11 protein-coding genes are annotated in these 11,882 nt (G+C 63.2%); 1 reads left to right on the top strand and 10 read right to left on the bottom strand.

Annotated features, from left to right (window positions below):
* Nucleotides 1-10 precede the first annotated feature (10 nt).
* The 10 genes from ACE103_RS07505 to ACE103_RS07460 form a co-directional block, all read right to left on the bottom strand.
* Entirely contained in the window at nt 11-967 is a 957-nt protein-coding gene (locus ACE103_RS07505) for an ArdC family protein (RefSeq protein ID WP_375778906.1), read from the bottom strand.
* Between the two features lie 506 nt (nt 968-1,473).
* Nucleotides 1,474-1,656 carry a hypothetical protein gene (locus ACE103_RS07500; RefSeq protein ID WP_375778905.1) on the bottom strand — a complete coding sequence of 61 codons (183 nt, stop codon included), beginning with the start codon at nt 1,654-1,656 and terminating at the stop codon, nt 1,474-1,476.
* Nucleotides 1,657-2,011: 355 nt separating this feature from the next.
* The gene (locus ACE103_RS07495) at nt 2,012-3,205 is read right to left on the bottom strand and encodes an acyl-CoA dehydrogenase family protein (RefSeq protein WP_375778904.1); all 1,194 of its coding nucleotides are present in this window, start codon (nt 3,203-3,205) and stop codon (nt 2,012-2,014) included.
* Between the two features lie 22 nt (nt 3,206-3,227).
* Nucleotides 3,228-4,016, bottom strand: coding sequence for an ABC transporter ATP-binding protein (locus ACE103_RS07490; RefSeq protein ID WP_375778903.1), 789 nt, complete (start codon nt 4,014-4,016; stop codon nt 3,228-3,230).
* A gap of 60 nt (nt 4,017-4,076) precedes the next feature.
* A complete protein-coding gene (locus tag ACE103_RS07485; protein WP_375778902.1) occupies nt 4,077-5,408 on the bottom strand; it encodes an ABC transporter substrate-binding protein in 1,332 nt (443 codons plus the stop codon).
* A 25-nt stretch (nt 5,409-5,433) separates the two neighbouring features.
* Complete coding sequence (locus ACE103_RS07480; RefSeq protein WP_375778901.1) at nt 5,434-6,474, bottom strand: branched-chain amino acid ABC transporter permease; 1,041 nt, start codon at nt 6,472-6,474, stop codon at nt 5,434-5,436.
* Between the two features lie 3 nt (nt 6,475-6,477).
* Nucleotides 6,478-7,368: a branched-chain amino acid ABC transporter permease gene (locus tag ACE103_RS07475; protein ID WP_375778900.1), complete on the bottom strand. Its 891-nt coding sequence runs from the start codon at nt 7,366-7,368 to the stop codon at nt 6,478-6,480.
* A complete protein-coding gene (locus ACE103_RS07470; RefSeq protein ID WP_375778899.1) occupies nt 7,368-8,285 on the bottom strand; it encodes an ABC transporter ATP-binding protein in 918 nt (305 codons plus the stop codon). The genes ACE103_RS07475 and ACE103_RS07470 overlap by 1 nt, the downstream gene beginning before the upstream one ends.
* Nucleotides 8,286-8,301: 16 nt before the next feature.
* On the bottom strand, nt 8,302-9,402 hold the full coding sequence (gene sfnG, locus ACE103_RS07465) for a dimethylsulfone monooxygenase SfnG (RefSeq protein WP_375778898.1): 1,101 nt from the start codon (nt 9,400-9,402) through the stop codon (nt 8,302-8,304).
* A gap of 239 nt (nt 9,403-9,641) precedes the next feature.
* On the bottom strand, nt 9,642-9,926 hold the full coding sequence (locus ACE103_RS07460) for a hypothetical protein (RefSeq protein ID WP_375778897.1): 285 nt from the start codon (nt 9,924-9,926) through the stop codon (nt 9,642-9,644).
* 1,534 nt (nt 9,927-11,460) lie between these two features.
* On the opposite strand from ACE103_RS07460, the gene ACE103_RS07455 reads away from it, so the two are divergent.
* The gene (locus ACE103_RS07455; protein ID WP_375778896.1) at nt 11,461-11,787 is read left to right on the top strand and encodes a hypothetical protein; all 327 of its coding nucleotides are present in this window, start codon (nt 11,461-11,463) and stop codon (nt 11,785-11,787) included.
* The last annotated feature ends 95 nt before the right edge of the window (nt 11,788-11,882 follow it).

The following is an 11,882-nucleotide window of genomic DNA, read 5'->3' as shown; positions in this document are numbered from 1 at the left end:
GGCGAGAACTTCACGCCGCCTCCTGCTCCGCCGCCTCCGTCGTCGTGTCGACAACGCCTTCCGGCAGGAATCCAAGAAGGTAATCCGCAGCCTTGCTGGCCTGTGAAGCAGCACGCACAATCGCCCGATTGTCCTCTCGCAGCACGTCAAGCCAGCAGCCGATATAGTCCGCGTGCCGCACCGTCGGCGCAATACCAAGCGAAGCGCAACTGAACGCCGACGATATCTCTGCGACGAGCTCCTCGAAGGCGTACTTCCTGGTGCCGTAGCTGCCCGACAAGTCACGGTTGAGACGTGACGGGTGGCCGCTGGCATGCGCCAACTCGTGCAAGGCCGTCCGATGCCAGTTGATCGGCTCGTAATAGGCTTGCGGCGGCGGCACCTGCACATAGTCTTCTGCCGGTACATAGAAAGCGCGGTTGCCGCCGATCCGGAAGTTGATACCGGTTGCCTTGATGAGCTTATCGACCCGCGGCTCGATCAAGCCTGGCGGCGGGGGCGGCGCCGTCGTCGCGACCTCCGAAGGCAGATTGTCGCACTGATCGGTATTAAAGACCGTGAAGCGCTTGAGGAATGGAATGGCCTGCGCTTCGTCGCCTGTTTCGCTCGCGCGCCGCTTTTCCTCGACCGGCACAAAGCGGTCGGCATAGACGACGGTGGTCCCGCGCTCGCCCTTGCGGACGTGACCACCGAGCGACAGCGCCTGGCGGAAGGTAAGCCAGCTCTGGCCTGTAAATCCGCGTTCGGTGGTCGCGGACCAAAGAATTAGTACGTTGATGCCGCTATATTGGCGGCGAGTTGCGGCGCTCTTCGGCATAGCCAGCGCCGCGTTCGCCGCCGGGGTACCCCAAGGCTGAACCCACGGCACTCGGCCGGCCTCAAGTTCGCGGATGATCTTGCTGGTGATCTCATCATAAAGGCTCGTCCGGTCTTCACCGGTGCGCCGCTGAAGATAGCGTCTCGACATCGCGGGTCTCCGCGACGGGCGCCGCAAGCCTCTCTCGCAGTCCATAACCCGTCACGTCAAAACCCGCGCGGCACTCTTACTCTCAGCCTCCAAGGGAGAGAATGCGAAATCCGCGCCGCAGCCCGCCCACCGTCCGATTGTTCATGGATTTGGCCTTGATAGATGCCGAGGGCCGCAGGCCCGGACCGGGCGTGCGCCAACGGCGCATCGCCTCAAGGATATGGCACCCGCAGGAGCGTGAGCATAGCGACGCCGAAGGCGGCACGCGGGAGCGAGTGCAGCGACGAGACCGGTTAAAAGGGTACCCGGGAACGGGGCAGTGATAGCGACGCCGTCATACTTCATGACGGCGGGACCCTTTCACGATTGCCCCCGGCGAGGAGCTCCGCAGCCTTGCGCGAGGGATCGAAGCCGGACGGCCCAGACGCGAAGCGGCTGGGTTGACGAGAGCCCGATGCGGCGGCAGCCGCACGCGCACAAGCCGAAGAATCCTCCCGTCAAAGAACCTAAACTTCCTCGCGCACGTTCGTCTGCGCGTCATAGATCCTGATCTGAAGCCTGGGAAAACGTCTCTTGAGTTCTTCTCCACCTGCCCTGGCGCCGTCTCTGGTCGCAAATTCGGCTTTGAGTCGGCCGTCAACTTCAAGCGCGTAACCAAAGGTCGGCAGTTTACTGGTAGCTGCAACCATGTCATTCCCATTGTTAAGTGAGGCGGCTGGAAATGATGGGTAGCGTGAGTCGCCCAACCCACGCCAGAGCCGCCGGCGAAACTGTGGTGATCGGCCATCGGACGTTTGTGGATTGAGACCCGACAGTCGACTCCGTCAAGGATCGGCATTTGCAGGTCCAAACAGGCGGACGGGTTTCCGCTTGCCCGGATGCATGCACGATAGCGCCAGGGCTCGACGTAGCTACCCTCCCAGGGTCCCTGGCCGGCCCGCTCAGCTTCGCGCTGAGCTTCGTGATATCTGCCTTTTTGAGTACCACAAGGCATCGCCACAATCTTGAGTGCGGCCGATGCCGGCAATGGTCCGCAATTTCGACTTACTCTCCGCCCTCGTAGAACAGTTCCAGCGGCAGGCCGACCAGCGACTTGCCAATCCAGTCACGAGCAATGATATTCGAAGGCCCCATTGCGATTGCGGCGCGCGCGTCGCGGTAGCCGCGCTCGATCGGGCCGCGATGGTAGCCATAGCCGCCGGTCACCGTCAGCGCCGTGGCTGCGACCTTGTTGGCGACCTCCGCGGCGTGCACCTTGAACTCGGTCAGCGGGATCAGGATCTCGCTCTGCGGCTTGCCGGCGCGCCAGAGCGCGTCGAGCTTGCCTGCGAGCTCGTTGCGCCACGGCCGCAGCGTCTCGACCAGCACCTTGGCCGCCCCGAGTTCCTGGCGGATCGCCTGATAGTCGGAAAGGCTCTTGTTCCTGTCCTTGTGAACGAAGCTCGTGGTGTGCGCGACCGCAGCGTTCAGCGCGCCGCGCGCGACGCCTTCCCAGACCGCGCCGAGCCCGATCAGATAGACCGGCGAAACGCCGTCATAGATGATTTCCTTGCCCTGCCCTTCGGCGCCAAGCCGGTCGCGTTGCGGCACAAGCACATTGCTGTAGCGGATCGGTCCGGAATGGTTGGCGCGCACGCCGAGCGCATCCCAAGGACGGGACTCGATGCCCTCGGCCTTGCCGTCGACGATGAAGAAGATGATGTCGGCCTGGTCCTTGGCATCAGGCGTGCGGGTCTGCACCACATAATAATCCGCCTGGCCCGAGCTCGTCGTGAACGATTTCTCCGCATTGACGCGATAGTCGTCGCCGTCGCGCGACGCTTCCGACAGATTGTACCACCAGTGACCGCCGGTGGCACGCTCGCTGGTCGAGTAGGTGCCGAGCAGGCTGCCGTTACCGGCCTTCAGCCAGCGCTCCTTCTGATCGGTGTTGCCAAACAGGTTGATGGTCTGCGCCGCGCCGACATGCATGACATAGACGAGGCCGGTGGATGCATCGGCCTGCCCGATCCGGTAGGCGGCCTCGGCGAAATCCGAATGGCCGAGACCGAGCCCGCCGAACTGGCTCTCGTTCAGCACACCTGTCCAGCCGGCTTCGGCAAGCGCACGCAGATTCTCGCGCGGAAAGCGGCTCTCGCGGTCGTTGCGGTCGGCATTCACTTTCACCGTCGCGTCGATGGCGGCATCGAGCCTGGCATATACGTCGTCGATCTTGTGTGCGGGATTGTCTTTGGCCATGGTCATTTTCTCCGGGTTGCAGTCATGCGACAGCCTCTGTCGGCTGCGTCCGGCTCTGATCGCCCTGCGACGATCCGCCGAGATAGTGCGTCTTGATGTCGGCGCGCTGGCGCAGCTCGGCTGCCGCGCCGGCCAGCACGCTGCGGCCGTTCTCGAGCACCACCGCGTAATCGGAAAAGCGCAGCGCCACCGTCGAGTTCTGCTCGGCGACCAGGATCGACAGCCCCTGCTCGCTGTTGAGCTGCTTGAGCGCGCGAAAAATTCCCTCGACGACCAGCGGCGCAAGCCCCATCGACGGTTCATCCAGCACCAGAAGCCGCGGACGCGACATCAAGGCCCGGCCGATCGCCGTCATCTGCTGTTCGCCGCCCGAGGTCAGACCGGCGAGCGAGCGGCGATGCAGCTTCAGGCGCGGAAACAGCGCATAGACGCGGTCAAGGTCTGCTGATATCTCCACCCGCCGCGCATCGCGACCCATCGCGCCGGTGATGAGATTTTCTTCCACCGTCAGCGAGGCGAAGCAATGCCGCCCCTCGAGCGCCGGCACGAGGCCGGCGCGCACCAGCGTCGCCGCCGATGTGCCCGCAGCGTCGCGGCCGTCGAAGACAATGCGACCCGCGGTGATCTGGCCGCGCCGGGCGGCGAGCAGCGCCGAGACCGCCTGCAGCGTGGTCGATTTGCCGGCACCGTTGGCGCCGAGCACGGCCACGATCTCGCCGCGCCGCACGGCGAGTGAGACATCGCTGACCGCCGCGATCGCGTGGTTATAGGTGGCAGCCAATCCCTCGACCGCGAGCAAAGTTTCACTCATCTGTTGATCCCTGACGTTGCAGGACGCGGGAGCCGCAGAGCTCCCGCGCCTGTCGCGGCATCAGTTGCTGACCGGATCGTCGCTGGAGGTCCGCACCTTGATGCCATGCTCCTTGGCATAGGCGGCCGCCGACTTCTCGATGATCGGGCGCAGGAAAGCCCAGTCCGGCGCGATCCAGCCCGAGACCACCTTCCATTTGCCGCCGTCCCACTGCTGGAACGTGACGCGGCCGTCGCCTTCGTGATTGTCCCAGCTGACGTTGATCGAATGGAACAGATCCTTTGCGCCGAGCGCTTCGACGCGCGCCGGATCGAGCTGCAAATGCTCGAAGCCCCAGCGCACCTCGTCACCGGTCAATGTGCGCTTGCCGAACTTTGCCTGCGCGATCCTGATCGCCTCGACATTGAGGATGCCGTTCACAATTCCCAGATTGTGGTAGACGCTGCCGATCCGCTTCTTGTCGTCGAGATTGCCCTTGCCGGCGCCGTAGACCGTCTTGATCACCTCCTGCAGCACCGGATATTGCTCGCCGGAGGCCTGCGTGGTGATCGCGATATAGCCCTTGGCAGCGTCGCCGGCCGGGATCACGTCTTCCTCGGAATTGGACCAGACGTTGCCGATGATATGGTCGGCAGGAAATCCGACCTTCTGCGCGGTCTTCAGCGCCACCGGGTTCATTACGCCCCAGCCGCGCAACACCACGTAGTCGGGCTTCGCGCGCCGGATCGACAGCCATTGCGACTGCTGCTCGTTGCCGGGATGCGGCACCTCGATCTGCTCCAGGCTGAACTGATACTTGTCGGCGAGCAGCTTGTAGATCGGGATCGTCTCCTTGCCGTAGGGCGAGCCGTGATAGAGCACGACGAGCTTCTTGCCCTTCAGCTTGTCGATGCCGCCCTCGCGGCTCGCAATGTAGTTCACGATTCCCGAGGTCTCGCTGTAGGGATTGAGCAGCAGCGGGAAGACGTAGGGAAACACGCGGCCGTCGGTCGAGTCAGTTCGGCCGTGGTTGATGGTGATCAGCGGCACCTTGTCCTTGGTGATGCGATCGATCATGGCGTAGGCGATGCCGACCGATAGCGGATTCCAGGCGGCAACGCCGGCCCGTCCCTTCAGCCGTTCATAGACCTCGACGCCGCGCTCGACCTCGTACTGGGTCTCGCCCTCGTCCCAGGTCAGCTTGACGCCGTTGACGCCGCCATCGCGGATGTTGATCAAATTGAGATAGTCGATGAACCCGCCGAAGAAGCCGGTGCCGCCGGCCGCATAGGGGCCGACCCGGTAGCTTTGCAGGGGAAAGAACTGTTCGTCGGCACGGGCCGCAGGTAGCCCGGCCAGCACCGAGGCAACCGCCGCGGCGAAAGCAAATTTCAGAACTCTCGATTTAATCATCGTCAACTTCTCCAGTGGTGAATTGTCATGTGGTGCGAGCAGCGACTTGCCGCGTGAGAAACGCCCAGAGCCGGTCCCACAGCGCGATCAGGCCGCGCGGTTCGGCAATCAGGAATGCGATGATCAGCGCGCCGACGACGATGCGCTGGCTCATCTCCAGCACGCCCGAGTCGAACACGCCGCCGAGCAGGGCCGCACCGGCGCGTGACAGGATCAGCGGAAACACCACAATGAAAGCGGCGCCGAGAAACGCGCCGCGCAGCGAAGCCAGGCCGCCGATGATGATGATGAACAGGATCTGGAACGAGCGATCTAGATTGAAGCCGGCCGGCTCGACCGTGCGCAGATAGGCGAAGGCCCACAACACCCCGGCAATGCCGATCAGGAACGAGGAGACGCCGAACGCCAGCAGCTTGGTGCGCAACAGCGGCACCCCGATCACCCTGGCGGCGAGCTCATGATCGCGCACCGCGACGAAGTTGCGGCCGCTCTGTGAGCGCAGCAACCGCCAGGTCAGGAAGGTCGCTGCTGTCACGACACTCAGCGAGAACACATAGCGTCCGGCCGGGCTGGTGAACGACAGACCAGCCACGCTCAGGACCGGTGCATCGATCACGCCGGACGGATTGTCGTTGGAGAACCAGCCGAACTTGGTCAGCGCCCATTGCACGAAGAATTGCGCAGCCAGGGTCGAGACGGCGAGATAGAACCCGCGCAAGCGCAAGCTCGGCAACCCGAACACGATGCCGATCGCGGCCGCGATCAGGCCGGCGAGCACCAGATCGACGAGCAGCGGCAGCTCCGGCAGCCGGAGGTGAAGATTGTAGGTGGCATAGGCGCCGACCGCGAGGAACGCCGCCGAGCCCAGCGACACCTGGCCGGCATAGCCGGTCAGAACGTTGAGCCCGACCGCGGCGAGCGCCAGCGCGAGAAACGGCGTCAACACCGCATCCAGCAGGTAGTCGGAGCCCAAGAACGGGATCACGCCAAAGGCGATCACGGCTGCGACGGCAATTGCGATGGTCTCTACGCCGGCGTGCTGTGCTGTCGAGGTCGCTGCACTCATCGCCTAGACCCTCTCGACCAGCTTCTGCCCGAACAGCCCTGACGGCCGCACCAGCAGCAGCACCAGCGCCACGACGTAGGCGGCCCAGGCCTCGATGCCGCCGCCGAACAGCGGCCCGACATAGACTTCGGCGAGCTTCTCGACGGCGCCGATCAGAAGGCCGCCGATGATCGCGCCGGCAATCGAATCGAAGCCGCCCAGCACCAGCACCGGCAGCGCCTTCAACACCACGAGCGACAGCGAGAACTGCACGCCGAGACGGGCGCCCCACAACAGCCCGGCGACCAGCGCGACGATGCCGGAGGCCGTCCACACACTGGCCCAGACCCGCGGCAGCCGCAGGCCGACGGCGAGCGCAGCGAACGGATCGTCGGCGACGGCGCGGAACGAGAGCCCGGTTCGCGTGTAGCGGAAGAACAGCGCGAACAGCGCCACCAGGCTTCCCGCGACGGCCGCGGCAAACAGGTCGAACCGGCTGATGAAGACACCGGCAATATCCAGCGGCACGTCGCTGATCCCGATGTCGAGGCCGTGAACCTGGGTGCCCCACAGAAGCTGCGCGGCGCCCTCGATCACGTAGGACAGCCCGAGGGTTGCCATGAACAGAGTGATCGGCGGCTGGTTGACCAGCGGCCGCAGCACCGTGCGCTCCACGGTCACGCCGAGCGCCACCATGATCGCCAGGGTGATCAGGAACGCGAGGGGAAACGAGAGACCACGCTCGACCAGGCTGACGAAGGTCAGCGCGGCGAACAACAACATGGCGCCCTGCGCGAAGTTGAGCACGCCCGAGGTCTTGTAGATCAGCACGAAGCCGATCGCGACCAGCGAGTACATCACCCCCGACAGCAGGCCGCCGACCAGCACCTCGATCAGAAACTGATAATCAAACATCAGACCGCGAGCTCCGTGACGTCCTGATGCGCGACGCCGAGATAGGCGTCGATCACCGCCTGGTCGGACCTCACCTCGTCGGGCGTGCCGTCGGCGATCTTGCGGCCGTTGTCGAGCACCGCGATGCGGTCCGACAATCCCATCACCACTCCGATGTCGTGCTCGATCAGTACGATGGTGGCGCCATAGCTGTCGCGCGCATTGCGCACGTGCCCGGACAGTTCGCGCTTCTCGCTCAAGGTGACGCCCGCGAACGGCTCGTCCAGCAGCAACAAGGTCGGCCGCGCGACCAGCGCCCGCGCCAGCTCGACTCGCTTCTGCAAGCCATAGGGCAAGCTTCCGGCGGCGCGCTCACGGACATCGCCAAGGTGCAGGAAGCCAATGACATCCTCGGCGGCGGCGCGATTCTCCGCCTCGATCCGGCGCGCCAGCGGCGAGCCGATGATCTGGCGCAGGAAGCCGGCGCGGACGCGGTGCGCGAGGCCCATCAGGACATTGTCGAACACCGACAGCCCGTTGAAGATCGCAAGATTCTGGAACGTGCGCGCGACACCATGCGCGGCGAGATCCGCCGTCGGCACCTGGACAAACGCGCGCTCGCCGAGCCAAACCCGGCCGCGATCGGGTCGGTAGAGCCCGCTGATGACGTTGAGCAGCGAGCTCTTGCCGGCGCCATTGGGGCCGATAACGGCGCGGATTTCGCCCGGTGCAACCTCCAGATCGACGTCGCGCATCGCCGCGACGCCGCCGAATGTGAGCGAGATTTCGCTCAGCGCCAGCACCGGCCGTGCCGCGCGATCGCCGGCCTGCGCGAGCACCCGTGTGGGGGCATCGGCAATCGCCGTCGCACGCGCCTTCCCGTCCGCTGGAGCAGCTTCCAGCGCAAGGACACCGGCATTCGTCGCTATCGCGGTCACGCCGCCAGGCTCCCCGTCACTCGGCAGCCTGGGCGTGCACGGCGGTCTTTGCCTCCAGCGCACGAACCAGCGGAATGACGCGGCGGCCGAAATACTCGACCTCTTCCTGGAAATGCAGGAAGCCGAGCAGCACGAGGTCGACGCCGACCTCCTTCAGCGCGACGATGCGCTCGGCGATCTGCTCCGGCGTGCCGATCAGATTGGTCTTGAAGCCGTCATTGTACTGGACGAGGTCCTCGAAGCTCGATTTCGCCCAGTTGCCCTGGCCTTCCGGCGAGGCCTTGCCGGCATTCTTCACTTCATGACCGAAGGCGTTGACCGCCTCCGGATCGGCCTTGACGATGATCTCGTCCAGCACCGCGCGCGCCTCGGCCTCGCTCTCGCGCGCGATCGCAAAGGCGTTGACGCCGATCTTGACCGAATGATTGTTGGCGCGCGCCTTGGCCCTGATATCGTCGACCTGCTTCTTGATCTCCGCGACCGAATTGCCGTTGGTGAAATACCAGTCCGACACCCGCGCGGCCATGTCGCGCGCCGCGCGCGAGCTGCCGCCCTGAAAAATCTCGGGCAAGGGATGGGCCGGCTTCGGCTTCAGCGTGTAGTCCGAGAAGCGGTAGAAATCGCCGCGGAAGCTGAAATTGTCCTGCGTCCAGATCCCGCGCAGCGCACGGATGAATTCTTCGGAGCGGCGGTAGCGCTCGTCGTGATCAAGCCATGGCTCTCCGATCGCGGTGAACTCGCCGCGGAACCAGCCGCTGACGATGTTGACGGCGACGCGGCCCTCGGTGAGCTGGCTAATGGTTGCGATCTGCTTGGCGGCCACCGCCGGATTCCAGGGCCCGGGCAACAGCGCCGCGATCACCTTCAATTTCGTGGTCGCTGCGAGCAACGCGTGGCTGAAGGCGACCGGCTCATGCTGGAATTCGGCGCCGTAGCCGGCGGTGAAGCGGATCTGGCTCAGTGCATAGTCGAAGCCGCTCTCTTCCGCGATCTGCGCCAGGCGGCGGTTGTAGTCGATGTCCCATCCGGTTCGCTGCTCGATCTTGCTGATGACCAATCCGCCGGAGACGTTGGGCACCCAGTAGGCGAACTTGATCTGATCATGGCTGGCGGTCATTGGATTTACCTCAAATGTTGGACGTGGAGCACGTGACGCAGGCAGCACGAAGCGTTCGCGCGGCGCCGGGCCAGCGGGTTACGACGCGGCTCATGCGGGCCGCCGGCGGATTTTGAATTACAGCAAGGTTGGCGCGATCAGCGTCCCTGATCCGCGCCGGCACGCGCTCGGAGCGTCAACAATACGCCGTGTGGCACGACGTCGGCGGCGCGACGCGGGTTCGAGATCGGTCAAACAGGTCAGTGCAAGTCATCCGCATTCCCCTCGCAAGCACCATCCGGCGAGCAATCAATATTTTCAGAGAAAGCAGAGACGAGCGAGTCCAAGGCAAACTCTTTTTCGGCGGTTCCGGGAAAGCGGTATTCTTTTGTTGACGCAAAACGCATCGTTTGATGCTGAGCGGCCGAATTTCTATCCGTCCGGCGCGCCGATGCGGCGAGATCATGCGGCTTGCAGTAACATGCCGGCTCGCCTGAGATGAAGGAGAGGATAATTCTGATGTTCGAAGCGATTCTGTCCTGCACGCTGGACCGCGTAGATGTAAAATCACACGGCAACGCGTGTCATCATAGAGATTTATCTCTTGTGACGGCTCGACTGCGCTTAGCCAGGAACATTGCGGAAACCAACCGGACCGGACTCGCGTTCAATGACGTGGAGATGGCCTGCCAAGCTTGAGCCCTGGCGTCGCTCGACGTGACCTGATGACCAAGAGATCGCAAGCGTGTCTATCAAAGTAAGCGCTTTTGAAGCGGAGGGCGAAAAAAGGCGCCAAGACAAGCTGCCCTTTCAACGATCGTGATTTTCTCCGATAAGCTTGAGAAACACCGCCTGCCAGACTTCCGACGACGCCCCGATCGTGGATTTGCGTCAACCCGAATGGTCCTTCTTGGATATCTTATCGCTCGAGGAATTCTCCTTGACCTCTTTGCCCGGGATAGGCCGCTTGAACTGCGACGCTCGTCGACATTCGTCCCAAACGATCGGCTGACTTTTTCTTGGAGGCCGGCTCGTTTCGAGTTTCGAGAGATTTAGAGCCAGCAAATTCGGTAAAGCTTCTTCATTTGAAAATGTCGGGCGACCGATCATGGGGAGCGGCGACAGCGCTATCGAGGCTCCTGTGCGCGTTGATTGAGGACGCCCTGGCCAACTTTCACGTCGGCGGCTTTGGGAGCAGTTCACCCCGTTCAGCTGGAGGCCGCCGTATCCGCGATCGCGTATATGGCGGATTTATACGCGATTGCGCGTAAGTGCAGTTGCAAAAATCAGCGACTAAGCTCTTGCGGAATTCCGCAGAGACATACTCCGCATTTCTATCGGCAAGCATGGAGTTGTAGAAATTGAGAAGAACCCCGATCTACGAAGACAACTTCGAACGATCCTTAGCGTCTAGATTGGAAATGTCATCCGCCTGCGCCGAAACAAGGGCGCTAGCGTTGTCGGCAAGAAACTTCAGAATATCGCGAGATTCCTTGTAAACACCCTGCTCGGTCGTGAAGACTAGCGTGCGGTTCGCCTCCCGAATTTGGTAACCGGTAAAGAAAAGGGACCAGCAACGGTCAGACCGACACCAGCGATCTAAAGATACGCTTCCATGCCCATAGGCATCGGAAATTTATCCTGGCGAACTTCGTACGCGCCGCCGGCTCATTGACTCAACGCATGTTCCAGGATCGCCCTCAGCCGCGCCGCTCCTTTGAGCAACTAGCTGTCCAAATCCGCCTTTGGCCGAGATGGGATAATCGTTATTGATGGTCACGGGGTGGTCTTTGTCATTTTGCACCGGCGTTCCTGGGGTAGCCACTGATATGCCTTAATGCCGATCGCATGCGTATTGTTTGGCCCAGACGGCGAACTTTGCCTCGTCGTATGGAGGGGCTTCGACGGTTGGCAGCGGTGTGGCGTCCAGGGCGTCGGCGTAACACCACCACTGTTGCCGGATTCAAGACGATCGGGGCGGGCTTGGTTCCGACATCGCGGCCTTCCCAACAGGGCGATTTTTCTCGGATGCCCGCCCAAGCGGACTGGACTTTTGTTCTCTTTATGTTCTAATTCGGAATGACCGATCGACCCGCGAGCTGGCGCATGCCGACCCCAAAGCGGCCGGGTCCCTCCGCTGCGGCTCCGGATGCGCCGCTCCCGGCCGAATACTGGGAAGCGGTACTCAAAGACCCGCGCGCCGAGGCGACCGGGGCCGAGATGCGGCAGCGACGTCTTTCGGAAATGCAGCGCCACGTACTGCGCGTTTCCTGCCGCCGCTGCGAGCGGACCGTGGAAATCCAGACCGCCGATGCAGTCCGATTGTATGGCGGCAACGCGGTCTGGAAGGACGTCGCGCAGCGGCTGCTCGACAACACCTGCCAGCAGCGCACCGGCAGGCATTAAGAAGACGGGTGCTGGCCAGTGTTCGAGACGCCGTAGCCCGCTCCAGATCGCCGATCCGATCTCTTTGCGCCTGGATGTCCGGATGGCCCCGAAGT

Origin of the sequence: Bradyrhizobium sp. ma5, assembly GCF_042258955.1 — a bacterium.
In the GTDB taxonomy this organism is placed as follows: Bacteria; Pseudomonadota; Alphaproteobacteria; order Rhizobiales; family Xanthobacteraceae; genus Bradyrhizobium.
The sequence above is the reverse complement of the archived record's forward strand: the minus strand, read 5'-3'. Positions and strand labels throughout refer to the sequence as shown.

What these genes read in the sequence shown, in the direction of transcription:
- ACE103_RS07505 (WP_375778906.1), bottom strand. Translation starts at nt 967, where the DNA reads ATGTCGAGACGCTATCTTCAGCGGCGCACCGGTGAAGACCGGACGAGC.
- ACE103_RS07500 (WP_375778905.1), bottom strand. Translation starts at nt 1,656, where the DNA reads ATGGTTGCAGCTACCAGTAAACTGCCGACCTTTGGTTACGCGCTTGAA.
- ACE103_RS07495 (WP_375778904.1), bottom strand. Translation starts at nt 3,205, where the DNA reads ATGGCCAAAGACAATCCCGCACACAAGATCGACGACGTATATGCCAGG.
- ACE103_RS07490 (WP_375778903.1), bottom strand. Translation starts at nt 4,016, where the DNA reads ATGAGTGAAACTTTGCTCGCGGTCGAGGGATTGGCTGCCACCTATAAC.
- ACE103_RS07485 (WP_375778902.1), bottom strand. Translation starts at nt 5,408, where the DNA reads ATGATTAAATCGAGAGTTCTGAAATTTGCTTTCGCCGCGGCGGTTGCC.
- ACE103_RS07480 (WP_375778901.1), bottom strand. Translation starts at nt 6,474, where the DNA reads ATGAGTGCAGCGACCTCGACAGCACAGCACGCCGGCGTAGAGACCATC.
- ACE103_RS07475 (WP_375778900.1), bottom strand. Translation starts at nt 7,368, where the DNA reads ATGTTTGATTATCAGTTTCTGATCGAGGTGCTGGTCGGCGGCCTGCTG.
- sfnG (WP_375778898.1), bottom strand. Translation starts at nt 9,402, where the DNA reads ATGACCGCCAGCCATGATCAGATCAAGTTCGCCTACTGGGTGCCCAAC.
- ACE103_RS07455 (WP_375778896.1), top strand. Translation starts at nt 11,461, where the DNA reads ATGACCGATCGACCCGCGAGCTGGCGCATGCCGACCCCAAAGCGGCCG.